Annotated in this window: 20 protein-coding genes and 1 tRNA gene; 7 read left to right on the forward strand and 14 right to left on the reverse strand. The window is 62.6% G+C overall.

Annotated features, from left to right (window positions below; all coding sequences use genetic code 11):
- The first annotated feature begins 644 nt into the window (after nt 1-644).
- Nucleotides 645-2147 (forward strand): glycine betaine/L-proline transporter ProP, encoded by a 1503-nt coding sequence (proP, locus tag BLS41_RS11340; RefSeq protein WP_253189676.1) that lies wholly within the window; start codon nt 645-647, stop codon nt 2145-2147.
- A 166-nt stretch (nt 2148-2313) separates the two neighbouring features.
- Here proP and BLS41_RS11345 read toward each other — a convergent pair whose 3' ends face one another.
- The 7 genes from BLS41_RS11345 to BLS41_RS11380 all read right to left on the reverse strand — a co-directional run bounded on the left by BLS41_RS11345 (nt 2314) and on the right by BLS41_RS11380 (nt 9654).
- Nucleotides 2314-2802, reverse strand: coding sequence for a metallophosphoesterase family protein (locus BLS41_RS11345; protein ID WP_074766470.1), 489 nt, complete (start codon nt 2800-2802; stop codon nt 2314-2316).
- A 91-nt stretch (nt 2803-2893) separates the two neighbouring features.
- The gene (locus tag BLS41_RS11350) at nt 2894-3469 is read right to left on the reverse strand and encodes a TMEM175 family protein (protein ID WP_074764493.1); all 576 of its coding nucleotides are present in this window, start codon (nt 3467-3469) and stop codon (nt 2894-2896) included.
- 160 nt (nt 3470-3629) lie between these two features.
- Entirely contained in the window at nt 3630-3983 is a 354-nt protein-coding gene (locus BLS41_RS11355) for a cupin domain-containing protein (RefSeq protein ID WP_083379988.1), read from the reverse strand.
- Between the two features lie 20 nt (nt 3984-4003).
- Nucleotides 4004-5404 (reverse strand): FAD-containing oxidoreductase, encoded by a 1401-nt coding sequence (locus tag BLS41_RS11360; protein WP_074764497.1) that lies wholly within the window; start codon nt 5402-5404, stop codon nt 4004-4006.
- A gap of 132 nt (nt 5405-5536) precedes the next feature.
- A complete protein-coding gene (locus tag BLS41_RS11365) occupies nt 5537-5725 on the reverse strand; it encodes a hypothetical protein (RefSeq protein WP_074764499.1) in 189 nt (62 codons plus the stop codon).
- 254 nt (nt 5726-5979) lie between these two features.
- A complete protein-coding gene (locus tag BLS41_RS11370; RefSeq protein WP_074764501.1) occupies nt 5980-8301 on the reverse strand; it encodes a putative bifunctional diguanylate cyclase/phosphodiesterase in 2322 nt (773 codons plus the stop codon).
- Between the two features lie 507 nt (nt 8302-8808).
- Nucleotides 8809-9654: an SH3 domain-containing protein gene (locus tag BLS41_RS11380; protein ID WP_074764506.1), complete on the reverse strand. Its 846-nt coding sequence runs from the start codon at nt 9652-9654 to the stop codon at nt 8809-8811.
- Nucleotides 9655-9991: 337 nt separating this feature from the next.
- On the opposite strand from BLS41_RS11380, the gene BLS41_RS11385 reads away from it, so the two are divergent.
- Nucleotides 9992-10606, forward strand: coding sequence for a lysozyme inhibitor LprI family protein (locus tag BLS41_RS11385; protein ID WP_074764509.1), 615 nt, complete (start codon nt 9992-9994; stop codon nt 10604-10606).
- A gap of 260 nt (nt 10607-10866) precedes the next feature.
- Here BLS41_RS11385 and BLS41_RS11390 read toward each other — a convergent pair whose 3' ends face one another.
- Complete coding sequence (locus BLS41_RS11390; protein ID WP_074764511.1) at nt 10867-11415, reverse strand: nucleoside deaminase; 549 nt, start codon at nt 11413-11415, stop codon at nt 10867-10869.
- Nucleotides 11416-11456: 41 nt separating this feature from the next.
- Complete coding sequence (locus BLS41_RS11395) at nt 11457-12599, reverse strand: BMP family ABC transporter substrate-binding protein (protein ID WP_074764513.1); 1143 nt, start codon at nt 12597-12599, stop codon at nt 11457-11459.
- Between the two features lie 287 nt (nt 12600-12886).
- Here BLS41_RS11395 and BLS41_RS11400 point away from each other — a divergent pair, with 287 nt between their 5' ends.
- The gene (locus tag BLS41_RS11400; protein ID WP_074764515.1) at nt 12887-13636 is read left to right on the forward strand and encodes an SDR family oxidoreductase; all 750 of its coding nucleotides are present in this window, start codon (nt 12887-12889) and stop codon (nt 13634-13636) included.
- A 72-nt stretch (nt 13637-13708) separates the two neighbouring features.
- Here BLS41_RS11400 and BLS41_RS11405 read toward each other — a convergent pair whose 3' ends face one another.
- Both BLS41_RS11405 and BLS41_RS11410 read right to left on the reverse strand, forming a co-directional pair.
- Nucleotides 13709-14017 (reverse strand): helix-turn-helix domain-containing protein, encoded by a 309-nt coding sequence (locus BLS41_RS11405; protein WP_074764517.1) that lies wholly within the window; start codon nt 14015-14017, stop codon nt 13709-13711.
- Nucleotides 14018-14063: 46 nt separating this feature from the next.
- Entirely contained in the window at nt 14064-15500 is a 1437-nt protein-coding gene (locus BLS41_RS11410) for an aminotransferase-like domain-containing protein (protein WP_074764519.1), read from the reverse strand.
- A 168-nt stretch (nt 15501-15668) separates the two neighbouring features.
- On the opposite strand from BLS41_RS11410, the gene BLS41_RS11415 reads away from it, so the two are divergent.
- A complete protein-coding gene (locus tag BLS41_RS11415; protein ID WP_074764521.1) occupies nt 15669-17990 on the forward strand; it encodes an FdhF/YdeP family oxidoreductase in 2322 nt (773 codons plus the stop codon).
- A 49-nt stretch (nt 17991-18039) separates the two neighbouring features.
- Here the strand turns inward: BLS41_RS11415 and BLS41_RS11420 are convergent, their stop codons facing one another.
- From BLS41_RS11420 to BLS41_RS11430, 3 genes are all read right to left on the reverse strand, one after another.
- The gene (locus tag BLS41_RS11420; RefSeq protein ID WP_074764523.1) at nt 18040-18543 is read right to left on the reverse strand and encodes a M48 metallopeptidase family protein; all 504 of its coding nucleotides are present in this window, start codon (nt 18541-18543) and stop codon (nt 18040-18042) included.
- Between the two features lie 2 nt (nt 18544-18545).
- On the reverse strand, nt 18546-19196 hold the full coding sequence (locus BLS41_RS11425) for a hypothetical protein (protein WP_074764525.1): 651 nt from the start codon (nt 19194-19196) through the stop codon (nt 18546-18548).
- Nucleotides 19197-19393: 197 nt separating this feature from the next.
- Nucleotides 19394-19478: transfer RNA gene (locus BLS41_RS11430), tRNA-Leu, on the reverse strand.
- Nucleotides 19479-19672: 194 nt separating this feature from the next.
- Between BLS41_RS11430 and BLS41_RS11435 the strand changes: the two genes are divergently transcribed.
- The 3 genes from BLS41_RS11435 to BLS41_RS11445 all read left to right on the forward strand — a co-directional run bounded on the left by BLS41_RS11435 (nt 19673) and on the right by BLS41_RS11445 (nt 22719).
- Nucleotides 19673-20755, forward strand: a complete 1083-nt coding sequence (locus tag BLS41_RS11435; RefSeq protein WP_074764527.1) for a LacI family DNA-binding transcriptional regulator — start codon at nt 19673-19675, stop codon at nt 20753-20755.
- A 72-nt stretch (nt 20756-20827) separates the two neighbouring features.
- Nucleotides 20828-21898 carry an ABC transporter substrate-binding protein gene (locus BLS41_RS11440; RefSeq protein ID WP_074764529.1) on the forward strand — a complete coding sequence of 357 codons (1071 nt, stop codon included), beginning with the start codon at nt 20828-20830 and terminating at the stop codon, nt 21896-21898.
- Entirely contained in the window at nt 21895-22719 is an 825-nt protein-coding gene (locus BLS41_RS11445) for an ABC transporter permease (RefSeq protein WP_074764531.1), read from the forward strand. The genes BLS41_RS11440 and BLS41_RS11445 overlap by 4 nt, the downstream gene beginning before the upstream one ends.
- Nucleotides 22720-22769 lie beyond the last annotated feature (50 nt).

The raw sequence follows: 22769 nt of genomic DNA on the forward strand, positions 1-22769 counted from the left end.
TCAACTCCGCCGGAAAACCCACCTCAGATCCACTCCAAAAATTAACCAAACAGTTCATTTCACCTGCTTTTAAGCCCCCTTTCCAAACCTTCTCAATCCGCCTGAATCCCCCACCCCACAAGGGCTTGAGCGTCCTCGACCCACTCCCCGCCGGACACCGGGTTTGCACGATCCTCCGTCATCGTGCTATCATGTGCATCGTTCCAACAGCAATTTACCTTCATTCACGTTCGTTTCAACATGGCGCGCAACGCGTGTGCCAACCCGGATCGAACAGTTTTTATACAAGAAGGCTCGTCGGTCGCATCACCGCTTCATGTCATTTCAATGTCACTGCGTGGCATTGCATGAGCGGCGAATAAAGCAACCGGCCTTTTTCGTTTCAAGCCTTCCAGCGGCGCGTGGGCCAGCTTCCAGCCACCCCAGCGTCCTCATGCATCTGCCCCCCTTCCACGGCCACGCAGGTGCAACAGCAAGCACAATCTAGACGAGTGTTTTTTCGCGACATGTCTCGCGAGGCACGGGCGTTCTGTTTTTTCCTTTGCGCCCACCCATCTCATCGCCGGCTTTGGCGAGGAGTTGCCGTCGCCTTGCTCGCGAAATTGCACTTCCCCAGCACCCGTGGCGGAACGTTCATGCGCAACATGAGTTTCGTCGCAGTCATTGGAGTTTTCACCTTGACCGCTTCCAGCAACGGCTTCTGGCGACACCACAAAGAAGAACAACGCCTCTCCCTCGACGACATCACCGTGGTCGACAAATCCCTCCTCAAGCGGGCCGTCGGCGCGATGGCGCTCGGCAACGCGATGGAATGGTTCGATTTCGGCGTGTACAGCTACATCGCTGTCACGCTGGGCAAAGTGTTCTTCCCGTCGGCGAGTCCGGCTGCGCAGTTGATCGCCACGTTCGGCACGTTCGCCGCGGCGTTCCTCGTGCGCCCGGTCGGCGGCATGGTGTTCGGGCCGCTGGGCGATCGCATCGGCCGTCAGCGCGTGCTGGCGATGACCATGATCATGATGGCGCTCGGCACGTTCGCGATCGGTCTGATTCCGAGCTACGCATCGATCGGCATTTTCGCGCCGGTGCTGCTGCTGGTCGCGCGTCTGGTGCAAGGCTTCTCGACCGGTGGTGAATACGGCGGCGCCGCGACCTTCATCGCCGAATTCTCGACGGATAAGCGCCGGGGTTTCATGGGCAGCTTCCTCGAATTCGGCACGCTGATCGGCTACGTGCTCGGCGCGGGCACGGTCGCGGTGCTGACCGCGACGCTCTCGCACGACGCGCTGCTGACGTGGGGCTGGCGTGTGCCGTTCCTGATCGCGGGTCCGCTGGGTCTGGTGGGTCTGTATATCCGGATGAAGCTCGAAGAAACGCCCGCGTTCAAGAAGCAGGCTGAAGAGCGTGAAGCCGAAGACAAGGCCGTGCCGAAGCAGTCGTTCCGCGAATTGCTGATGCAGCAGTGGAAGCCGTTGCTGCTGTGCGTCGGCCTCGTGCTGATTTTCAACGTGACCGACTATATGGCGCTGTCGTATCTGCCGAGCTACCTGTCGGCGACGCTGCACTTCAACGAAACGCACGGCCTGTTCCTCGTGCTGCTCGTGATGGTCCTGATGATGCCGATGACGCTCGCCGCCGGCCGTCTGTCGGACACGATCGGCCGCAAGCCGGTGATGCTGTTCGGTTGCGTGGGTCTGTTCGCGCTGTCGATTCCCGCGTTGCTGCTGATCCGTATGGGCACGGTGCTGCCGGTGTTCGGCGGCCTGATGATTCTCGGCATGCTGCTGTCGTGCTTCACCGGCGTGATGCCGTCGGCGCTGCCGGCGCTGTTCCCGACCAAGATCCGCTACGGCGCGCTCGCGATCGGCTTCAATATTTCGGTGTCGCTGTTCGGCGGTACGACGCCGCTGGTGACCGCATGGCTGGTCAACAGCACCGGCAATCTGATGATGCCCGCGTACTACCTGATGGGTGCGTCGCTGATCGGTATCGTGTCGGTGCTCGCGCTGCGCGAAACGGCTCGCAAGCCGCTGCTTGGCTCGGGTCCGTCTGTGGCCACGCGTGCCGAAGCGCATGCGGTGCTGCGCGGCGTGCGCGAGGCGGCGGAGATGGATGAGGTTTATGCGGCGGCCGCTACGGCGCGTGCGTGATCCTGAAGGATTGAAGCCGCGCGATTGGCTGAGAGTTCGCGTTTTAGTTTGACGCTTCGGCGCTGACTCCAAGGCGCTTTCAGGCGCTTCGGCATCCAGCCAGAATCAGCAGCCTCAAAAAAAACGGGCCGGCAAATTTATTTTGCCGGCCCGTTTTGCTTTCAACTCACGTCAACAGCGAATCGAAGTTTGCCCTCACCTGCGCACCGTCGACGATCAGCATCCCCGCGCTCACCGGCAGCTTGAAACGCCGTGGCCCCGCACTGCCAGGATTGACGAACAGCACGCCGTCTCGCTCGACGATCGACGGCTTGTGCGAGTGACCGCTCACCACCACGCCGACACCCTCACCGCGCGGATCATCGCCCAGATCGGCGATATCGTGAACAACGCGGATCTTCACCTGCTGCACGGTCAGAGTCGCATGCGTCTGCAGCGACGCGGCCCAGTCGCCGGTATCGTTATTGCCGCGCACTGCCGTAACCGGCGCTATCTGTGTCAACGCATCGAGCACGGCCTCGTTGCAGATATCGCCCGCGTGAATGATCGCGTCGCAACCCGCCAGATACGCCAGCGCTTCGGGACGCACGAGATTGTGCGTATCGGAGATCAACCCGATTCGCGTGATTGAAGAAGCTGGTTTGAGAGCTGTCATGCTGTCATGTTGGTCGGGCATTGCGATCCGAGGGCTGCACGCAGTACATCGCGCATCGGCCGGTGTACCCGGCAGCTCACGCCGACGCGCATCATTCCTTCATCAGAGTCTCGATCCGCTGGTCGGGTACCAGCCACCATGCGGCGGCGAGCGCGTACAACACAGCCGAAGCCCACGGCGCCACGAACGCAAGCCCGACGCCCACGAGATAGATCACCACCGACACCTTGCCCTTGAAGTCGTTGCCCAGCGCTTTGGCCAGCGTGGAGTTCTCGCCGTGGTTGCCGATCAGCGTGCGCGTCAGAATGAAGTACGCAATCGCCGACATGAACAGCACGATGCCGTACAACGCGGTCGGCCACGCCGCCATATGATTTTCGCCGACCCAGTGCGTGACGGCCGGCAGCAGCGACAGCCAGAACAGCAAATGAAGATTCGCCCACAACACCGAGCCGTTGACCTTCTGCACCGCGTGGAACATGTGATGGTGATTGTTCCAGTAGATGCCGACGTAGATAAAGCTCAACACGTACGCGCAAAAAACCGGGATCACCGGCCGCAGCGCCGCGAGATCGAAGCCTTCCGGCACTTTCAATTCGAGCACCATGATCGTGATGATGATGGCGATCACGCCGTCACTGAAGGCTTCGACACGTCCCTTGCCCATCGTTGGTTTTCCTGATGATGAATGCGGTTGGGCGCACAACCCGGCCGCGTCTGCCTGACCAAACGCACGAGCCGCGCCGCCGCCGATTATCCGCGATGCTGTCGGGCTTTGTCGATCCGCTTGCAGCGCGCTTTCAATGCTTTTAATCCGCTCGACACGTTCAGCGCCCGTGGCCGCCGGGGTAGTAAACCGCAAGCCACACACTCGGCTCGCTGTCGCTGGTCCAGGCCACACGGTGTCGGCAATGCGCGTCGATCAGTACGTGATCGCCGGGCTTCATCTGACGTAGTTGATCGTCGCCTTCGAACTCCAGCGTGGCCGCGCCGCTCAGCAGGACCACCCATTCGGCGCGCGGGCTGTCGTACCAGAAGTCCGGCGGACTCGCGTGCCCCATCGAGACAATGCGCTCGATCGTCATGCCGCCCTGCTCGACGAGCGTATCGACCTGTTCGTCCGCGGATTTCGGCGCGAGCGCGTCGAACAGGTTGCCGCCGGGAACCGGGCGTTTGGTCATGGGTGAATTCGGCTGATCGCTCATTTCATCGGCTTGAGGCCGTCGAGCAAAGTCGGCACCAGTTCGCTGATGGTCGGATGAATGTGCATCGCGTATTGCAGCGTCGGATACGGCGCCCCGGCGGTCATGATGTCGATGAACGTGTGGATCGCTTCGTCGCCTTCGACACCGTGAATCGCCGCACCGAGAATCTTTTTGCTCTGCGTGTCGACCATCACCTTCATGAAGCCGTCGGTTTCCCCGCGCTCGCGGGCACGGCCCACGCGCGACATCGGCATGGTGGCGATCAGCGCGTCCTTGCCCGCCTTGCGCACGTCGGCTTCGGAAAGGCCGACGCGAGCCAGCGGCGGATCGACGAAAACTGCGTACGCCATGATTCGTGTATCGACGCTGCGATCGCCGCCGCCCAGCACATTGGCCGCGACGATCTGGAAATCGTCATACGACGTGTGGGTGAACGCACCGCGCCCGTTGACGTCGCCGATCGCCCAGACGCCGGGCACATTGGTACGCAACTGACCGTCGACTGGAATCGTGCCGTGTTTGTCCACGGTGATGCCGGCGGCGTCCAGGCCGAGATCGTCGGTATTCGGCTCGCGGCCGGTGGCGAATAGCAGGTGCGACGCTTCCATCGCCGGAATGTTCTGCTCGAAGCCCACGCATACGTCGTTCTCGCGATGCGGATGCGGCTCGACCCGCGACGGCTGCACGCCGAAGCGGAACTCAACGCCTTCGCGGGCGAGCACCTTCTGCACCGACTCCGCGAAATCGGCATCCTCGCGCGTGAGCACGCGTTCGCCGCGTACGAGCACGGTCACGCGGCTGCCGAAACGTCGAAAGATCTGCGCGAATTCGAGCGCGATATAACTGCCGCCGACAATCACCAGATGCTCCGGCAATTCCGTCAGTTCGAGCAGATTGGAGTTGGTGTAATAACGAATCCGCTCGATACCGTCGAGCGGCGGCACGACGGCGCGCGTCCCAGTGTTGATAAAGATTTCATCGGCGCTGATCTGGTCGGTCACCGAACCGTCCGCGCCGCTGATAGCAAGCTCGTGTGCGCCCGTGAAGCGCGCGTGTCCGTTGAAGACGGTGACATTGGCCGTGTCGCGCAGCCATTTCTCGACGCCGTCGCGCGACTGTCCGATGATTGTGTCTTTACGCGCCTTGACCGCCGCGAGGTCGACGCTGACCGAACCGCTCACCTGCACGCCCAGTTCCGCGGCATGGCGCGCGACATGTGCCGCGCGGGCACTGGCCACATACGACTTGGTCGGCGTGCAGCCGACGTTCACACAGGTCCCTCCGAACGCCGCGCGTTCGATCACTGCGGTCTTACGACCGCTTTCACCTAGCCGGACCGCGAGCGGCGAGCCGCCTTGTCCGGTACCGATCACAACTGCGTCGAAGTGCTGTGGCATGGCAACTCTCCCCGGGCTGGGATGCAGGTCGTAGCATCTTACGCTCAGTGCTTCGCGCCGTTATTCGTTTACCGTGCGCGCCGTGAAGTTGCGATGTCTTTGAACAGTAGCCGAACCGGCTCCCGTTTTATTTCAGACCTGGCAATGCGCGGCGCAGATCAATTCGCGCGAACGTTGCAGCGCGACCCGCGCGCCACGTGCGGCGACCACCCAGCCGACCTGCCCGAGATTGAAGTCCTGCGACACCATTACCTGCATGAGCGCGACCATCGGCAGGACCACCGAAGGCCGGTATAGCTGATTCCTGATCAAGTCCGGCATGACTGCTCCCATCGCGCGCCGCCGCTTTGGCCACGCGCTCCACTTACATTGTCGATGGGTGGATTCTAGAGAGAGAGCGCGCGCGGATAAATACCGCGAACGCGAAGGCACTTGTTTGGGAAACTGAACAATCGGATTGTCGAATCTGTGCGGAACCGCCACCGCAAAAGGGCTGCGGCTATGGCTGCCGCCGCCTACGGTTGCGCCTCTCAGGCAGGCAACATGCCCGGAAGATACCCATACGCCGGCCGGGGCTAATCCGCGTTGGCCATGCCCATCTGCGGGTCGCACAAACTGCGTGCATATGCGCTCGCTCCAACCGGCCGGCTGTACAGATACCCCTGCTGCTTGTCGCACGCGATCGCCCGCAGGAAAGCCGCCTGCTCGGCCGTCTCGACACCTTCGGCCGTGACGTTCATCCCCAGCGAATGCGCCATCGCGACCACCGCCTGCGTGATCGCGATCGAATCGCGATGATCCGGCAATCCCGCGACAAACGAGCGGTCGATCTTCAGGTTATGCAGCGGAAAGCGCTTCAGATACGACAGCGAGGAGTAGCCGGTGCCGAAGTCGTCGACGGAAATGCGCACGCCCATGGCGCTCAGCGCGGCCAGCATGGGGAGCACGGATTCGCTGTCGCTCATCAGCAGCCGCTCGGTGATCTCCAGCTCCAGCGCCGACGGTTCGAGCCCGGATTGCTTCAGACAGCGTTCGATCCGCTCCAGCAGCCCGTCGTTGAATTGCCGTGGTGACAGGTTCACCGCGACGATCAGATCCGGCGCCAGCTCGCGCCGCCATTGCGCGACCTGCTCGCACGCGCGCGCGAGCACCCAGTCGCCGATCTCGATGATCAGACCCGCGTCCTCGGCCACCGGAATGAACTCCGCCGGCGACACGTTGCCCAACTCGCTGTTGTACCAGCGCAGCAGCGCCTCTGCGCCGATCGTCCGGCCGTTCTGACTGTCGACGATCGGCTGGTAGACGAGGCTCAGTTCGTTCGAAGCGAGCGCGCGCCGCAGCGACTGCTCGATCGTGAAGCGGCGTTGCAGATGCTGGTTCAGCTCCGCCGTGAAGAACTGGAAGTTGTTCCGGCCGCGCTGTTTCGCGTGATACATCGCCGAGTCCGCATTGCGCAAAAGCGTGGCGACGTCCTGGCCGTCGTCGGGAAACAGGCTGATCCCGATCGACGCGCCGAGGTAATACTCGTTGCCCGCCACCGCGAACGGCACCGCGATCATGTCCAGAATCCGGTGCGCGAGACCGATCAGATGGCCGGTGTTGTCGTAGTTGCTGTTCACGATCACGAACTCGTCGCCGCCCACCCGCGCGAGCGTGTCGTCGCGGCCGATGCACGCGGAAAGCCGGTCGGCGACGCTGCATAGCAACGCGTCGCCGGCCTCGTGACCGGCGGTGTCGTTGACCTTCTTGAAGCCGTCGAGATCGACGAACAGCACGGCGACGCTGAGCAGTTCGCCGGTGCGGTCGACGCGGCCCGGCTCGACCAGTTCGCGCATCCGCTCCGTGAGATAGGCGCGGTTGTAGAGGCCGGTGAGCGAGTCGCGGGTCGCGAGGAATTTGAGTTGCCGCTGCGCCTCGCGTACCGGGCCGATGTCGGAGAACGAGATCAGCACCGACTCCGGCTGCGTGTCGCCGGGCCGGAAAATCGGCACGATATTTTCAGTGATCCAGACGATGTCGCCGTCGATCAGCTCAAGCCCGATCGTCACGCCGAGCATTGGCTTGCCGGATGCCAGCACCACCTCGGTCGGGCGGCTGGACTCGGTCACGGGCGTGCCGTCCTCGTAAAAAGCGCCCGACAACACCGTGGCGATACTGCGGCCGATGATCTGCGGCGTAGTGCGCAACATGCGCTGCGCACTCGGATTGCAGGCCATCACCACGCCGTCGCGCGACTGCACGATGATGCCTTCGCGCAGGTGATCGACGACTAGCCGGTAATGCTCCTCGCTGTGCGCGAGACGCTGCGCCATGGTGTCCTGATGAACCGCGAGACCGACGCTGCTGCCGATGTCGCGCAGCATCGCTTCTTCTGCGGGGCTGGGGCGCCGGCCGGTGCGGTAATAGACCGCGAATGCGCCGAGCACGGTGCCGGCGTCGTTTTCGAACGGCACGGACCAGCACGCGCGCAAACCGATGGACAACGCGATGTCGCGGTGGCCGGCCCACAGCGGATCGGTTTCGATATCTTCGACGACGACCAGGCGGCGCTCGTACATCGCGGTACCGCACGAGCCGGCTTGCGGACCGATCAGAAGGCCGTTGATGCTGGCGCTGAAATGCGGCGGCAGCGATGGCGCGCCGCCGACTCTGGCGTGTACGCCGTCGGCGTCGAGCAGCAGGATCGAACAGGACGCACCGACGCCCAGCAGCGCTTCCGCGCGCCGGCAGACTTCGTCGAGCAATTCCGGCAGCGGCGTGTTGCGGGTAATCAACCGCAATACGCTGCGCTCCGACGCCAGCATCTCTTCGGCGAGATGCTGGCCGTAGCGTGTGCCTTCCGGCGTTGCTTTGATCGTGCCGTCTATCGTGCCATCTGATGTCGCTTCGCGATTCATAGGTGCGCCCCCCAACCCAACATCGGCAAATCAGTGTAATCGGCGTAGCCGGGTTTACGCTAAGCCAGTGAAGAAAACTCGAGATGCATGACGAACGGCTGGTGTGGCATGTGATGACACGATAGTTGCTGGCGCAGGGTTGTCTGGTTCTGCTGCTCGATGGCTCTGTGCTTCATCGGCGGAGTTGCTGGATTGTCCCCGACGAAGGAAATGGCTTCGACGATGGATTGCGTCAGCTCCGGCATCGTCGCCGACAGGTGGCTCGTCGGTTTGAGCCCGCCTTGGCCGCGTTTGCGAGGCGGGCTCGCAGCCTTGAAGCATGCAGGCCGGTCGATGATGGAAGCTGTTTGAGGCGGTTGTTTGAGGCGTTTGATCCCCGCGGCTTATTCGCTTGCCCGGTCAGGTCATGCAAGCGATCGAACCGGGCACCGTGTTTGGACAGCCGGGGTTAGCCCAAGCTCTCCCACGAGCCGGGACGGCTTTTCCAGCCGTCCCGGCTCGCGAGTATCAACTTCCCGGCGGCCTGCCTCCACCGCCGCCCCCACCTCCACCACCGCCGCCTTGAGAACCGCCACCCTGAGGACGATTGCCGCCACCGCCCTGTCCACCTCCTCCAGGCGGACGCCCGCCGCCGCCATGCTCACCACCTTGCGGCGGACGACCACCCGCATTCCCCGGCTGCTGTCCGCCCGGCGGACGACCACCCGCATTCCCCGGTTGCTGACCTCCCGGTGGACGACCACCTTCGTTCCCCGGCGGACGGCCGCCCGGCGGACGACCACCCGCATTCCCCGGTTGCTGACCTCCCGGCGGACGACCACCTTCGTTCCCCGGCGGACGGCCGCCCGGATGCCCACCGTCATATCCCGGATGCCCACCCGGCGGACGTCCCCCCGGATACCCGCCGCCCGGCGGCCGCCCCGCGCCAGGTCGCGGCGGCGGTGGCGGCGGATGGTGCGACCAGCGCGACTGCTGGTTATACCAGGGCCGGCCGCGATAATAATTGCCCCAATACTCGTTGATCGAAAAGCCGAGAATCGGCAGTCCAAGCATCCCGCCATAGGTCATCAGCGGGACGTTGTTGCCTTGATACGGAGAAGTGAGCCGCGACGCATAAACCCAGCCGCGCAGATTCGGGCCAGCGACATCGCACCACTGAAAATTGCTGATGCAGCCCATCACCGTCACCGGAACGCCGCCGGGCAATTGCTGCACGATCGGGTAATCGGAGGCGGGGCCCGCCCGCACGTTGACGACACTATTGGTATAAGCCTGCGACTGGGCGTTGGCCGCAGCGGGCAGCGCGAGCAAACCGGCCGCCACGTAAAGACATCGGACCAGGTGTTGTTGCATTCTTTCTCCCGTTTTAAAAGGCGGCATTCAAGCTGCCGCCTTGCCTGCATGGTGACTAGTCGTTAGGAATAGTTCGGAGCGTTTCGAATTCTGCTTCATGCCTCTGAATCGAAGACCTTTGCCTTCGCCCATGCTTCATCGTGCTCCGGTCGCACGGCGCATGCCTGAAAGCGCCCAGTCAACATTTCCTCTGATACCTCGGTGCGCTCGCGCCGACCTCGTGCGAGGCAATATCTGGTAACAACCTCGCCGAAGTCACGCGTTTTCCGGGCGTCTGCGTTTCGACATTACGGCGATCATCCTTGGCATCGAAAACCCTCGCACTGCCGGGACCGCCATGAAAATCTTCCGTCCACTCCTGATCGCCGGCCTGATGCTCACGCACCTGGCTGCCCACGCCACCAGCTTCGACTGCAACCGGGGACGCTCGCTCACCGAAAAAATCATCTGCAACGATCCCGCGCTGTCAAAACTCGACGACACGCTGGGGCAACTTTACTGGAAAGCGCGTCGGCGGGTCATCAACCGTCGCGCCTTTCTCACTGACAGCGATAGCAAGTGGAGCTGGCGGGAAGAGAACTGCCGCGACGCGGCATGTCTGGGGACCTGGTATGCAACGCGGATCGATCAGTTGCAACGGCTGATCGAAAGCATGCAGACAGGGGAAGCGGCGGAGCAGCCGGAGGTGCAGCCGATCAGGACACAGCCATCGCCGGAACCGGCTATTCAGCGCAAAACGTCACTAGCGACAGCGCGCCCGATTGAAGCGGCGTTGCTTCAGTGCACAGCCGCGAATCCTGGGCTGGTGGTCAACGATCAATGCTCCACGGTGCTGAAGCAGGCGGGTGCGGGTGGTCAGTGGAAATATCAGCCGCGCGGCGGCGACTGGTTCTGCGGCGTCGCCACGCTGCCGCAGCCGTCGATGCAAACGCAGGTGGATGCGGCGCAGTGAGATCGTAAGCGCCGATGGATGAACGGGCGACGTCAGCAGGCTCGTGGCGTCGTCGTGTTCAGTGAACCGTCTTAGGGGGATGTGGCGGAGCGCGGCAATGACGCGGCCTGTGCAACATGCAATGACTCAACAGTCCGGTGCGGTCGTGATTGCACCGTCTTGTACATCATGGCGGCATGAAATCTCCTTCATGTCCGCTGCATGCAGTTCGACGTGTCGAGAGCGCCCTCGCTCGCAAAAGTGCCGCGGCGAAGGGCACGCTATCTGCCGCTCCAGAACCTTCGCTGAACCTCCATCACCTCGGCTTCCACTTCCGCAACCGGCCCGATCACCTCGACCGGCTTCTGGCAATGATCGAAGACATAGCGGCAATCCACGCTCATCGTCGGATTCTCCGAATGATCGCCGGTTGCCTCCAGCAAACGCTTCTCGGTCATCCCGAATACGACCCGGCCGATGTTCGCCCAATACATCGTGCCCGCGCACATGCAACACGGTTCGACCGACGTGTACAGCGTGCAGCCCCACAAATACGCCGGCGTGAAGTTCAACGCCGCCACGCGAGCCAGCACCGATTCGGCGTGATTGACCGTATCGACATTGCCCTGCTCCATCAGCACGGTCTCCTGATCGGGGCCGACCAGCACCGCGCCGAACGGATGATGACCCAGCAAGGTCGCCCGCTCGGCCACCCGGCTCGAATGCCGCAGATGCCGGACGATCTGCTCGGGCGTCGGCGTCAATCCCTGCGGCGGATAGCCCTCCGGCACACCTGCGCCAGCGGCATCGTTCGAAACGGTCAGACTCACGGGCGATCTCCTTGTCGTGATGTAGTCAGGCAGTCACGCACTCACTTCGGCAGCGCACCGTCGACACCCTGCACGAACCAGTTCAGACGCAACAACTCCGCGTCGCTCAAAGACTGGCCCGCGGCGACCTTCACCGCACCGGACTGATCCGCGATCGGGCCCGCGAACGGGTTGAACTTGCCGGAGATGATGTCGTCGCGCTTCTGGCTCAACGCCTTCTGCGCAGCCGGGGAAACCGCTTGCGTGTTGATGTCGGCGAGATCGATCGCGTGTTCTTTCAGGCCCCACCAGACCGGCGCGTTATTCCACGAACTCGACATCACCTGATCCACCAGATGCGTGTAATACACGCCCCAGTTGCTCACGCACGCACCCAGTTGCGCGTTCGGGCCGAACTTCTTCATGTCGGAATCCCAGCCGAATGCATGCACTTTCTTCTGCTCGGCGGTTTGCATCGTCGCGGTCGAATCGGTGTTCTGGATCAGCACGTCCGCGCCCTGGCCGATCAGCGTTTCGGCGGCCTGCTTTTCGCGGCCCGGATCGAACCAGCTGTTGATCCACACCACCTTCACGCGCGCGTTCGGATTGACCGAGCGCGCGCCCATCGTGAATGCGTTGATGTTACGCACCACTTCCGGCACCGGCACCGAGCCGACAAAGCCCAGCGTGTTCGACTTGGTCGTATAGCCCGCGACCAGTCCGGCCAGATAGGCGCTCTGATAAGTGCGCACGTCGTAGGTGGCGAAGTTCGCGGCTTTCTTGTAGCCGGTCGCGTGTTCGAACACGGTGTCCGGGAAATCCTTCGCGACCTTCAGCTCGAAGTCCTGGAAGCCGAAGCTGGAGCCCACCACGATCTTGTTGCCCTTGGCCGCGAGATCGCGGAACACGCGCTCCGAATCTGCCGATTCCGGCACGTTCTCGACGCGCGTCACCTTGATCTTGTCGCCGAACTTTGCCTCGACTTCCTTGACGCCCTGCTCGTGCGCATAGGTCCAGCCAGCGTCGCCCGGATTGCCGAGGTAGACGAACGCGATGCCGACCGGTTGCGTGGCCGCTGCCGACGCCGTCGCGGCGCCGAACGCGAGAGACACGCCGACGCCCGCGCCGATGGCAGCAGCGAGCACGGTACGGACAGTTTTGATGCGCAACGAACGATGCAGCGCACGCGCCAGCTTTGTTTTCATGGACTCTCCGAAGTGATTTGAAGGCGCCCGCCACGGTATTCGAGGTTCCGTGGATCAGGCTCCGGCATAGGGGTCATATTCGAAGGCCAAATTCATAGGAAAAAATAGTATTCGTTATCCCCTTCATAACGGATCGCGTATTCTGGTCGCGCCCTGATGACTCGAGCGGTCGCCAGAAACATGTTCGATATCTTCGAACGAGTACATCGGCAAAGTGGTACGGCAAGCGTCCCTGAGAAGCGCACTATCCCAATCACCAACCCGCAACACTCTTTCGGAGAAACAACATGACTCGCTTTCAAGGTAAATCGGTTCTCGTCACCGGCGGCAGCAGCGGCATCGGTTTTGCAGCGGCAAAGGCATTCGCCAGTGAAGGCGCACGCGTCGTCATCACCGGACGCGATGCGGATGCGCTCGAAACCGCGCGGGCCGCTCTGGGCGCGAATGCCGTAGCGGTGCGCAACGACGCGGGCTCGGTCGCGGCAGCTCGCGAACTGGCCTCGGCCATCGATGCCGCAGGCATCCGGCTCGATGCGTTGTTCGTCAACGCGGGCACGGCGAAATTCGCATCGTTCGCGGACGTGGACGAAGCCTTCTGGGACGCCACCTTTAACACTAACGTCAAGGGCGCGTACTTCCAGATTCAGGCACTGCTGCCGCTGTTCAACAAGGGCGCGTCGATCGTGATCAACGGATCGATCAATGCGCATATCGGCATGCCGTCGTCGTCGGTGTATGCGGCGAGCAAGGCCGCGGTGATCTCGCTGGCGAAGACGTTGTCGGCGGAATTGCTGCCGCAGGGGGTGCGTGTGAACGTGGTCAGCCCCGGTCCGGTTCAAACGCCGCTGTACGGCAAGCTCGGACTCGACGCCGCCCAACTCGAAGCCACCGCCGCGCAGATTCTCACGCAGGTGCCAGTGGGCCGCTTCGGCACGCCGGATGAAATCGCGTCGACCGTGCTGCATCTGTCGGCGCCGGAATCGGCGTTTATCGTCGGCACCGAAATCATCGCGGATGGCGGGATGAGCCAGCTTTAACGTGTGAGGCGAAGGGCGTGGTTCTCATGTCGCCGCGCATCGGCAGCGACGCGAGAACGGCCCGCGTCGATCTCAATGAATGCTTGGCGGCGGCTCGACGCCGCCGTCTTCGTCCGGTTCGTCTTCGGCGAACAACTCCGCGCACAGCCCCTGGCCGATCTCGCTCAGGCGCGCCGACCCGGCGCCCTCCTCGTTGAACGAGGTTTCCACGAAACCGTTATCGACCAGCGCCGTCAACTGCCGCCGCAACCCGCTCATCGGCACGCCCGCCTGCTTCGACAGCTTGGCGAGCGACCACGTGCCGCCCGGCTTCTCCTGATGCGCGCGCCAGAGTTGCGCGAGCACGGCGACCAGAACCGGGTCGATGTCATCGTCATCCATGGGTCTCTCCCTTGTATCGTGTTGCGTCGTCGTGTTGCGTCCTGCGTCACGCCATCTGCGTGACCAGCTCGCCCAGGGTCCTCAGCGCCGCCTCACTTTGCGCGGTCCACGGGTAGCTGTAGTTAAGCCGAATAAAATGACGGAAATCGTTTCGAGTAGAAAACATCATGCCCGGCCCCACGGTAATGCTGCGTGCAAGCGCCGCCTGATAAAGCCGCATCGAATCGACACTCGCGGGCAACTCGACCCATAAGACATAGCCGCCCTGCGGCGTCGACATCCGCGTGCCGACCGGGAAAAACCGCTGCACCAGCGCCATCATGATGTTCGCCTGCTGCCGGTACACCTTGCGCACGTGCCGCAAGTGGCGATCGTAGCCATCCTGCCGCAAATAATCGGCGACGGCGACCTGCGGCACCGACGGCGTAGTCAGCGTATTCAGGAACTTCAGTTTCTCGACCTGCGCCCGGTAACGGCCGGGCATCGCCCAGCCGATCCGATACGACGCGGTCAGGCTCTTCGAAAACGACGCGCAGTGGAGCACCAGGCCTTTGCTATCGAAGTTCTTCAGCGTCGACGGCCGCGTGTCGCCGTAATACAACTCCTGGTACACATCGTTTTCGATCGCCGGGATCTCGTGCGCAGCGAGCAGTTCGACCAGTTGCCGCTTGCGTTCGTCAGGCATCTGAAAACCGAGCGGATTCTGGAAGTTCGGCATCACCATGCACGCGGCGATTTTCTGCTTGGCGATGACCTGCGCAAGCGCATCGATATCGATGCCGTGGACCGGATGCGTCGCCACTTCGATCGCGCGCATGCCGAGCCGCTCGATCGCGTGCAGCATCGCGTAATACGTCGGCGATTCGACCGCGACCGTATCGCCCGGTTTGGCGACCGCCTGCAAGCTGAGGTTGATGGCCTCGGTCGCGCCGAGCGTGATAACGATTTCATCGGGATCGACCGGCACGCCGTTCTCGGCATAACGGCGCGCGATCTGCCGGATCAACTCCGGGTTGCCCGGCGGCAGATCGTCGATCAGATTCCAGCTTGCATGGCGTCGCGCAATCGCGTTTGCATACTGGTTGATGCGCCGCCACGGAAACAGCGAGGGATCGGGATACGGCGAGCCGAACGGCACAGCGTCGTGCGCGCGGATGCTGCGCAGCGTGGACAGCACCAGCCGGCTCACGTCCACCTCGGCGGCGACCGGCGGCGTTTCGCGCGCGGCTTTGCGGCCGGCGGATGGAATCGCATCCGCCGCGAGCGCCTTCGCCGCCGCCTCGCGCACGAAATAGCCGGACTGCGGACGGCTTTCGACGATCCCCCGGCTCTCCAGCAACGCATACGCGTGCAGCACCGTCTTGATGCTGACGCCGTGCTGCTGGCTCGCCTGCCGCACAGACGGAATCCGCTCGCCCGACGCGAACACGCCGCGGCGTACGGCTTCGGTCATCTCATCGGCGAGTTTTTCGTACAGTTTCAAGGACTTGGCTCAGGCAAATCGCGGCTTGGAGCGCCAGTGTATGCCGAAATCCGCCAACTGTATCCCTCCCTTTTCCAAATTTCTGTATGCAGCGCACCATTTGGAACACAGTAGGCTGGCACTTATTGGCATAAAAGCCTCGTCCAGACCGTCTCCAGCGGCATCGTCATGAAGAAACCTGAAGCTCGCATCGAACCGTACACGCACCCGGCCGCGGGCTGGGGCGCCCTGAAGTACGTCGCCATCAACCTGATCAAGGAGAAGGTGACGGGCGGCAACTACCGCACGCTGCTCAAGCAGAACCAGCCGGACGGCTTCGACTGCCCCGGCTGCGCATGGCCGGATCGCGAACACGCGTCGACCTTCGAATTCTGCGAGAACGGCGTCAAGGCCGTGGCTGCCGAAGCGACCAGCAAGCGCGTCACGCCCGCGTTCTTCGAACAGCACACGGTCGAAGAACTGATGGCGCAGTCCGACTTCGAACTGGAACAGCACGGCCGCCTGACCGACCCGCTCGTCTACGACGCGCTGCGCGACCGTTACGTGCCGATCGGCTGGGACGAAGCGTTCGATCTGATCGCGCGTCACCTGAAGCAACTCGACGACCCCGACCGCGCCGCGTTCTATACGTCGGGCCGCGCGAGCAACGAAGCCGCCTTCCTGTACCAGCTGTTCGTGCGCATGTACGGCACCAACAACTTCCCCGACTGCTCGAACATGTGCCACGAAGCGACCAGCCGCGGCTTGCCGGGCACGGTCGGCATCGGCAAGGGCACGGTTACGCTCGACGACTTCGAACACGCGGACACGCTGCTGATCTTCGGCCAGAATCCGGCCACCAACCATCCGCGCATGCTCGGCGAATTGCGCGAGTGCGCGAAGCGCGGCGCGACCATCGTGTCGATCAATCCGCTGAAGGAGCGCGGGCTCGAACGCTTTGCGAGCCCGCAGCACGCGCTCGACATGCTGTCGCCGAAGGGCACGAAGATCAGCTCCGTGTTCATCCGTCCGAAGATCGGCGGCGATTTCGCGTTGATCAAGGGCGTCGCCAAGCGCGTGATCGAACTCGACGACGAAGCGCTCGCGTCCGGCCTCGAACGCGTGCTCGACCTCGGCTTCATCGCCGAACACACGGTCGGCTTCGATGCGTTCGCCGACGACCTGCGCGCCGAGAACTGGGACACCATCGTCGCCGAAGCGGGCGTGCCGTTCGACGACGTGCTGAAGCTCGCCGACATCTACGTGAAAGGCCGCGCCGTCATTTCGACGTGGGGCATGGGCATCACGCAGCACAAGAACTCGGTGGCGACCGTGCAGCTGCTGTCGAACCTGATGATGATGCGCGGCAATATCGGCCGCCGTGGCGCGGGGCTGTGCCCGGTGCGCGGACATTCGAACGTGCAGGGCGACCGCACGGTCGGCATCGAGGAAAAGCCGACTCAGGCGTTTCTCGACCGCCTCGGCAAGGCCTACGATTTCGAGCCGCCGCGTGAACACGGCTACGACGTGGTCGAAACGATTCACGCGATGCTCGAAGGCAAGGTGAAGGTGTTCATCGGCCTGGGCGGCAATTTTTCGATTGCGACGCCGGATACGCCGCGTACGTGGGAAGCCATGCGTTCGTGCGATCTGACCGTGCACATCACGACCAAGCTGAACCGCAGCCACCTGATTCACGGCCGCGACGCGCTGATTCTGCCGACGCTCGGCCGCACCGAAATCGATCTGCAGAACGGCGTCGCGCAAGGCGTGACCGTCGAAGACTCGATGAGCATGGTGCACATTTCGTACGGCATGAACAAACCGGCGTCGGAGAATCTGCTGTCGGAAATCGCGATCGTCGCGCGGATGGCGCACGCGACGCTAGGCAGCGACAAAGTGGACTGGCTCGGGCAGGCGGCCGATTACTCGCTGATTCGCGACGGCATCGAGAAAGTATTCGACGGGTTTCAGAACTACAACGAGCGGTTGAAGAACCCGGGTGGTTTCCACCTGGGTGTCGCGTCGCGCGATCGCGTGTGGAAAACGCCGACCGGCAAAGCGCAATTCATGGTCCACGCCATTGCTCTCGATACGCCGATTCACCAGGCGCGCAACGAACATGGCGAACGCCTGCTGACGTTGATGACCACGCGCTCGCACGATCAGTACAACACGACGATTTACGGCCTCGACGATCGCTATCGCGGCGTCTACGGTCAGCGCCGCGTGCTGTTCGCGAACCGGGACGATCTGGCGATGCTGGGTTTCGCCAACGGACAGTGGGTCGATATCACCAGCGTGTGGGCGGATGGCATTGAGCGTCACGCCGACGGCTTTCTGCTGGTGGAATACGACATTCCGCGTGGCTGCCTCGGCGCTTACTATCCGGAGACGAATCCGCTGGTGCCGCTCTCGTCCATTGCGGACGGCGCGGGTACGCCGACTTCGAAGTCGATTCCGGTGTTGCTGAAGGCGTCGGCGGTTCCGCTTCAGGCAATCGCGGCCTGATTACAGGAGGACGTCGAGCGCCTCACGTCACCCGTGAAGCGCTCGATTTTCAACTCTGGTTCTTCGTCAAATCGCGATGCGTCAGATAAAGACGCAGGTCGAATTCGATCTGATGGTAGCCCGGCTGCATGAACTCGCAGAGCCGGTAGAAAGCCTTGTTGTGATCGCTTTCCTTCAGATGCGCAAGTTCGTGAACGACGATCATTTTCAGAAACTCCGGTGCGGCCGCCTTGAATAGCGACGCAATGCGGATTTCCTTCTTCGCCTTCAGCTTGCCGCCCTGCACGCGGGAAATGCTCGTGTGCAGACCCAATGCGTGACGCACCACGTCGAGCTTGCTGTCGTAGGTGACCTTGTCGATCTGCTCGGCGCTGCGAAGATGTTCGCGCTTCAACTCCGCGCAATACGCGTAGAGCGCGCGGTCCGTTTGCACGTCATGCGTGGCCGGATATTTCGACGAAAGATAGGAACCCAGTTGCTCGTCGGCGATGAGCTTCCTCACCTTCTCCTGCAAGGTCGGCGGATAACCGGTCAGGTATTTCAGTTGGGACATGATCAGGCGATGCAGTCTTCCCAATACCGCAGCGGATCGCGATGGTCGGGGAATTTCTTGTCGAGCCAGTCGGAAACGACTTTCCACTGCGGATGATTCGGGCCGCTGCGGGTATCCCAGAACGAATCCTTGAGCACCGCGTTTTTACTCGCGCGATCTCGCACGACGATCCGGCAGTGATCGTCGGAATCGTGGAACTCGGCTTTCAGGTAGTAGCGCGGCAGAATCTGCAACGCGGCGCCTTCGACCAGCCGCCCTTCGGCGCGCACCACGCCGCCGCGCTCGATCCGCAGCACACCGTCCACCGATTTATCTGCGCGCCAGCCGACCGGCAGTCTCACCACGCATTCATCCTTGCCGATCTTGATCCAGTCCATCCGCCAGATGCGGGCCAACGCATCGCGCATCGCCGCGACATCTTCGTAGCCAGGCGGCAGTTCGATGTCGGGCGGCAGTTTCACCAGTTCGTCGTCGAACGGCGAATGGCTGGCCGACCCTTTGAACGGATCGTCACCGAACGGATTCGCGGGACGGCTCGCCGATGTGCTGCTCCTGCTGCCCACATTGCCCTTGCTGCCCGTGGCCGCGCCGGGCGGGTCTCCGAACAGGCTTTCGGCCGCAAGACGTGCGCGCTTCGATTTTTCGGTGGCCATGAGTTCTCCGTGGGATGGGGTGTGCGGCAGGCAGATAAGAGATTTATACACTGATCCGGCGGCAGCCCGACGCCGTCAGTTCGCAGCCCGGGATACCGATGGCCGCGAGGCGGTCCGCGAATAAAAAAACCCGCACAGACGCATCTGATGCGGGTTTTCGCTGTGTTTCCAACGCCATGCAATATGCAACGGGAACCTGGTGCCGGGGACCGGACTTGAACCGGCAAGCCGTGAGGCGGCGGATTTTAAGTCCGCTATGTTTACCAATTTCATCACCCCGGCAGGGGTCGCAATCGCGCGTGGTCGCGAATTCTACCACTGCCCGGCAGACGCACCAAACTGGTGTGAACGGCCACCCTTTCCCACCCTCGCCTGCTCGTTGCGCCGATAAAAAAGGAGCTCGCCCGGAGTCATCTGGAAGTCACAGAGCTTCCCGATAATCCGCTCACGAAAACGTTTACAGCAGAGCGGAAACCATGATCCCGACGATCAAAGATGTCGCCGCCCACGCGGGCTTTTCCATTGCCACGGTGTCGCGCGCGATCAATGCGCCGCACACCGTGAACCCTGTCACGCTCGACAAGGTGCGCCAATCAATCGACGCGCTGAACTTCCGCCCGAGCCCGCTCGGCCGTCAATTGCGCGGCGAGCGCACGCGTCTGATCGGCGTGGTGCTGCCCACGCTCGCCAATCCGGTATTCGCGGAATGTCTGCAAGGCATCGACGAACTCGCGTCGGCGCAAGGCTACCGGTTGATGCTGATGACCACCCAGTACGACGCGGACCGCGAACGCCACGCCATCGAAACGCTGCGCGAGCAACGTGTGGAAGGGCTGATCCTGACCGTCGCCGATGCCGACACGCATCCGCTGCTCGACGATCTGGACCGCGCCGGCCTGCTCTACGTGCTGATGCACAACGACACGGTCCGTCGCCCATCGGTGTCGGTCGACAACCGCCTCGCCGCGTACGACGGCGTGCGTCAACTGATCGCGCACGGGCATCGCCGTATTCTGATGCTGGCGGGCACGCTGGCCGCATCGGATCGCGCGCGTCAGCGGCATCTCGGCTACACGCAGGCGATGCAGCAAGCCGGCCTCACACCCGCGCCCGCGCTCGAAGTCGATTTCAACGCGGCCGAACTGTCGCCGTCGGTACTCGCGCATCTGACCAGCGGCCCGAACCGTCCCACCGCCCTTTTCTGCAGTAACGACCTGCTGGCGATGGTCGTGATGCGCGGCCTGCGTCGCGCGCGTTTGCAGATTCCGCACGACATGTCGATTCTCGGCTTCGACGGCCTCGCGATGGGCGAGCTTTTGTCGCCGCCGCTTGCAAGCATCTGCGCGCCGAATCGCGAGATTGGCTGCGCGGCGTGGCGGCGTCTGCTCGCACGCGTCACGGGGAATTACGAGGCGCTCGGGGAAACGTCGCTCGCGCTGACGTTGCCGCACAGCTTGCGCGAGGGCGCCACCATCGCGGCGATTTCGAATCGCGATGAAACCTCGACGCCGCCCAAGGAAGCCAATTCTGAAAATACCTACGCGCGCAATGTCGCGTGAATTTCAGCGCATCGAGCTTTTAACCAGACACACTTCGAACCACCCGCTCTCTTCTTCTCCAGGAGACCCGCAGTGATCCGCTCTTCTTCACACTTTGATTCGTCATCCAGATCATTATGGCGACGAGTCGTTCACTCGACACAAGCCGCGCTCGTGATCGTCGCCACCGCGCTGACCGTGCTCGCACCGCAAACCGCGCACGCCGATGAAACCGCGATCTGCTACAACTGCCCGCCCGAATGGGCCGACTGGGCAAGCCAGATCAAGGCAATCCAGCAGAAGACCGGGATTCGCGTGCCGTTCGATAACAAGAACTCCGGCCAGTCGATTGCGCAACTGATGGCCGAGCAGAAGAGCCCCGTCGCGGATGTGGTGTATCTCGGTGTGTCATCGGCCTTCCAGGCGAAAGACAAAGGCGTGATCCAGCCGTACAAGCCCGCGCATTGGGACGACATTCCCGCGAACCTGAAGGACCCGCAAGGTTACTGGTTCGCGATTCACTCGGGCACGCTGGGCTTTTTCGTCAACAAGGACGCGCTCGAAGGCAAGCCGGTGCCGCGTTCATGGGCCGATCTGCTGAAGCCCGAATACAAAGGCATGATCGGTTATCTCGATCCGTCGAGCGCGTTTGTAGGCTATGCGGGCGCGGTCGCAGTGAACCAGGCGCTCGGCGGCACGCTCGATAATTTCGAACCTGGCCTCGACTGGTTTCGCAAGCTGAAAGCAAATGCGCCGATCGTGCCGAAACAGACTGCGTACGCGCGCGTGATGTCCGGTGAAATTCCGATTCTGCTCGACTACGATTTCGACGCCTATCGCGCGAAATACAAGGATCACGCGAACGTCGAATTCGTGATTCCGAAGGAAGGCACGATCTCGGTGCCGTATGTGATGAGCCTGGTGAAGGGCGCGCCGCATGACGCGAATGGCAAGAAGGTGCTTGATTTCGTGCTGTCCGACGAAGGTCAGAAGCTGTGGGCCGAGGCCTATCTGCGTCCCGTTCGTGCAAGCACGATGAGCGCGGAAACCGCCGCGAAATTCCTGCCCGCGAGCGACTATGCCCGCGCCAAACCGGTCGATTTCGGCAAGATGGCCGAGAAGCAGTCGAGCTTCGGCGAGCGCTATCTACAGGTGATGCATTGAACGACATCACGTTCCCGCTGCGCTGGCGCATCGCGTTGATCGCGCCGGCACTCGCGGTTTTCATCGCATTCTGGCTGCTGCCGATGGCCGCGCTCGCGCAAATCAGCGGCGACGGCCACGCGCTCGCCACCTATCGCGCGATGTTGACGAATCCGCGCTACATGTCGAGCCTGGGCGCAACGGTCGTGATATCCGCAGCGGTCACGGCGACAACGCTGGTGCTGTCGGTGATCGCCGGTTTGCTGCTGGCGCGCCGCGAGTTTCCGCTCAAGCGTACGCTGCTCGCGTTGCTCACCTTTCCGCTCGCGTTTCCCGGTGTGGTGGTCGGCTTCATGGTCATCATGCTCGCGGGACGCCAGGGGTTGATCGGCGCGTTGTCGCTGAAACTCACCGGCGACCGCTGGGTGTTCGCGTATTCGATGAGCGGTCTCTTTCTCGGCTACCTGTACTTCTCGATTCCGCGCGTGATCGTCACCGTGATGGCGTCGGCGACCAAGCTCGATGCATCGCTCGAAGAAGCCGCGCGTTCGCTGGGCGCATCGCCGTGGCGTATTACGCGCGACATCGTGTTGCCCGCGCTTTCGCCCGGTCTGATCGCGGCGGGTGCCGTGTGCTTCGCGACCGCGATGGGGGCATTCGGCACCGCGTTCACGCTGGCCACCGACATCGACGTATTGCCGATGACCATCTACACCGAGTTCACACTCAACGCGAACATGGTGACGGCTGCGGGTCTCTCGATCGTGCTCGGCATCGTCACGTGGGCCGTGCTCGCACTGGCGCGCAACGTGAGCGGTTCGGCGGTGGCGGCGAGTGCCTGACATGAAAGCAGCTTCACGACCCGGCCTCTCCAATCCGGATGACGACAACA

Source organism: Paraburkholderia fungorum (genome assembly GCF_900099835.1).
In the GTDB taxonomy this organism is placed as follows: domain Bacteria; phylum Pseudomonadota; class Gammaproteobacteria; order Burkholderiales; family Burkholderiaceae; genus Paraburkholderia; species Paraburkholderia fungorum_A.

Bases quoted from the DNA above. Each gene is read 5' to 3' on its own strand.
- proP (WP_253189676.1), top strand. From the start codon at position 645: ATGAGTTTCGTCGCAGTCATTGGAGTTTTCACCTTGACCGCTTCCAGC.
- BLS41_RS11345 (WP_074766470.1), bottom strand. From the start codon at position 2,802: ATGACAGCTCTCAAACCAGCTTCTTCAATCACGCGAATCGGGTTGATC.
- BLS41_RS11350 (WP_074764493.1), bottom strand. From the start codon at position 3,469: ATGGGCAAGGGACGTGTCGAAGCCTTCAGTGACGGCGTGATCGCCATC.
- BLS41_RS11355 (WP_083379988.1), bottom strand. From the start codon at position 3,983: ATGACCAAACGCCCGGTTCCCGGCGGCAACCTGTTCGACGCGCTCGCG.
- BLS41_RS11360 (WP_074764497.1), bottom strand. From the start codon at position 5,404: ATGCCACAGCACTTCGACGCAGTTGTGATCGGTACCGGACAAGGCGGC.
- BLS41_RS11365 (WP_074764499.1), bottom strand. From the start codon at position 5,725: ATGCCGGACTTGATCAGGAATCAGCTATACCGGCCTTCGGTGGTCCTG.
- BLS41_RS11370 (WP_074764501.1), bottom strand. From the start codon at position 8,301: ATGAATCGCGAAGCGACATCAGATGGCACGATAGACGGCACGATCAAA.
- BLS41_RS11380 (WP_074764506.1), bottom strand. From the start codon at position 9,654: ATGCAACAACACCTGGTCCGATGTCTTTACGTGGCGGCCGGTTTGCTC.
- BLS41_RS11385 (WP_074764509.1), top strand. From the start codon at position 9,992: ATGAAAATCTTCCGTCCACTCCTGATCGCCGGCCTGATGCTCACGCAC.
- BLS41_RS11395 (WP_074764513.1), bottom strand. From the start codon at position 12,599: ATGAAAACAAAGCTGGCGCGTGCGCTGCATCGTTCGTTGCGCATCAAA.
- BLS41_RS11400 (WP_074764515.1), top strand. From the start codon at position 12,887: ATGACTCGCTTTCAAGGTAAATCGGTTCTCGTCACCGGCGGCAGCAGC.
- BLS41_RS11405 (WP_074764517.1), bottom strand. From the start codon at position 14,017: ATGGATGACGATGACATCGACCCGGTTCTGGTCGCCGTGCTCGCGCAA.
- BLS41_RS11415 (WP_074764521.1), top strand. From the start codon at position 15,669: ATGAAGAAACCTGAAGCTCGCATCGAACCGTACACGCACCCGGCCGCG.
- BLS41_RS11420 (WP_074764523.1), bottom strand. From the start codon at position 18,543: ATGTCCCAACTGAAATACCTGACCGGTTATCCGCCGACCTTGCAGGAG.
- BLS41_RS11425 (WP_074764525.1), bottom strand. From the start codon at position 19,196: ATGGCCACCGAAAAATCGAAGCGCGCACGTCTTGCGGCCGAAAGCCTG.
- BLS41_RS11435 (WP_074764527.1), top strand. From the start codon at position 19,673: ATGATCCCGACGATCAAAGATGTCGCCGCCCACGCGGGCTTTTCCATT.